Source organism: Brevibacillus sp. FW301-21C12A, from assembly GCF_058788915.1.
Map to the genome: position 1 here is coordinate 1 of NZ_JBYTBG010000102.1, position 1,890 is coordinate 1,890.

General features: G+C 42.4%; 2 protein-coding genes. Both read right to left on the reverse strand.

All coding sequences use genetic code 11. From position 1 onward, the window contains the following. Nucleotides 1-299 precede the first annotated feature (299 nt). Complete coding sequence (locus AC3WQH_RS25390) at nt 300-785, reverse strand: hypothetical protein (RefSeq protein WP_005830360.1); 486 nt, start codon at nt 783-785, stop codon at nt 300-302. Nucleotides 786-879: 94 nt separating this feature from the next. Further along, a complete protein-coding gene (locus tag AC3WQH_RS25395; RefSeq protein WP_122953476.1) occupies nt 880-1,524 on the reverse strand; it encodes a hypothetical protein in 645 nt (214 codons plus the stop codon). Between the last annotated feature and the right edge of the window lie 366 nt (nt 1,525-1,890).

Sequence of the window (1,890 nt, forward strand, 5' to 3'; positions counted from 1 at the left end):
TTCTTGGGGTGAAGTCCTTTTTTATGCTTTTCAAGTGCTTGATACGAAAGGGCTCAGAAATCTGCAAAAGGCTCAATAGCACAAACCTTAACTTCTCTTGCGAATTGACAGAAAACTCTTCAGGTATTGGTATTGCTCACTTTTTATGAGTTTGTCTAAAAATCGTCTGAATATCAATAAAATGGAAAAACCCTTAGGGAGAAACAAACCTAAGGGTTTTTTTTAGGCAACTTCATTTAAGGTATTTCGACATAAGCTCGGGCAGCCTTGGTTCTTAAGAAGACAAATCGTCTAATGAGCTAAGGCTGTTGAATCGTGGATAGCTCCAAGCCAATAATCGTGTACACAGCTAATTTGTCTTCGTTCAAGAGCTGGAATTCATAATTCTCAGGAGAAAAAAGCGCTTTTTCTTCATCGCTTGTCAGTTTCTCCTTCAGCTTGATTTGCTGAGAGAGGGTATACGTTCCGTCCGTACTGCTTGGGTCAAACGGAACAACGGGAGGAGACTCCACAAGCAACTGGGCGATTTTTTCACTCCCCATCACATCGCCGAAAGTAAAATAGACGGGACTTTCTGTATCCATCATTTTTTCTCGCAGTTCAGGGGACAACCATATTTTGATGCTCAGGCTTGCCAAATTGCCATCTCTCTTTATTTCCAAGACAGAGTTCTTCATGTGCTGTCCATTGATCTCGGTAGAGTAATCCGTAATCGATTTATAGGACTTGGTCGCCTTGGTTGTCGCTGGTACTGTTTCTTGGTTTAAGGTACCGCTGCTGTTCACTGGAGTAGGCTCCGATTGACATCCAGTCAGAGCAAAGAGGAGAAGGAAGCACGTTGTCCAAATGGTTAGCGCAGTTTTGATTTTTACGGGTTGATTACAACGGTTGTGGGTCTTTGTCGGCGTATTCTTTATACGAGTAGTCAGCATAGACACGTGTGGACTTTACCGCCTTCCCATCGATGTATTTGGTGATATACCCTTTTGTGTCAACGGCTTTTGATCCATATTCGATCGTGGTCACGCTTCTGGCAGGGATGTTCCAGGTGTAAGTAGTGGTTGTAGTGGTCTCTGTTCCAAAGGAAACCTCGGCGTTGAACCCTACCTTCGCTTCGATCAGCCCCATATTGAATTTGCCTTCGCCTGACGTACCTACCTTGCCTGTTAAGAAGGTTTTCCTGGAAACAGACCGTGTAACCGTATCGGTTAAATTGCTTCGATTGGTTACTTCCGCTTCGAAACTTTTGGATTTGTATTTTTGCGTTTTGGTTTCTTCGTAGTCTGTTCCGTTGTAATCCAATCGGTAAGGCTTCATGATTGATTTGCTATTTTCTTTCGTGATGACCTGAAAATCATAATTGACTGGTGTCTCCCACACTTTTTCAACAATCTCTAGTTGGCCGACTTTCTCCTTGGTAACGGCAGGTTCAATCGAATGCTTGGATTGGGCAAAAGCAGTTACTCCAGGTGATACTAAAGTGCTTACGAGTGCAGTAGCGAGCGTTAGCTTCTTGAATGACATTTTTGATTACCTCCATTTTCCGTTTTATACATAATAACATAAAATTTGGAAGAGATAGTATTTTGAATTTTCTAAAAAGGAAACGGTAGAAAAGATGAGCTCCGACTCAAAGCCCTTATCATCTCAAAGTTATTCATGCTCACAGAGCCTATAGTAAATGAGCACTTCTTAAGTAGTTGATCGCACGCCGTGCCCTATGAAAGTCGGTCGGCACGGTGTAGGTTAAAAAGAATTCCTTTTTGAAGATAAGGGTATAAGACGAGATTAGCGGTATTCCTCCCTCAGTTACAGCTTTTAAGCCCCGAAATTGGATTTGAGTCATACCCCCTTATCTTGTTAAGCTGATATCAGAAGAACAGAGGGGGA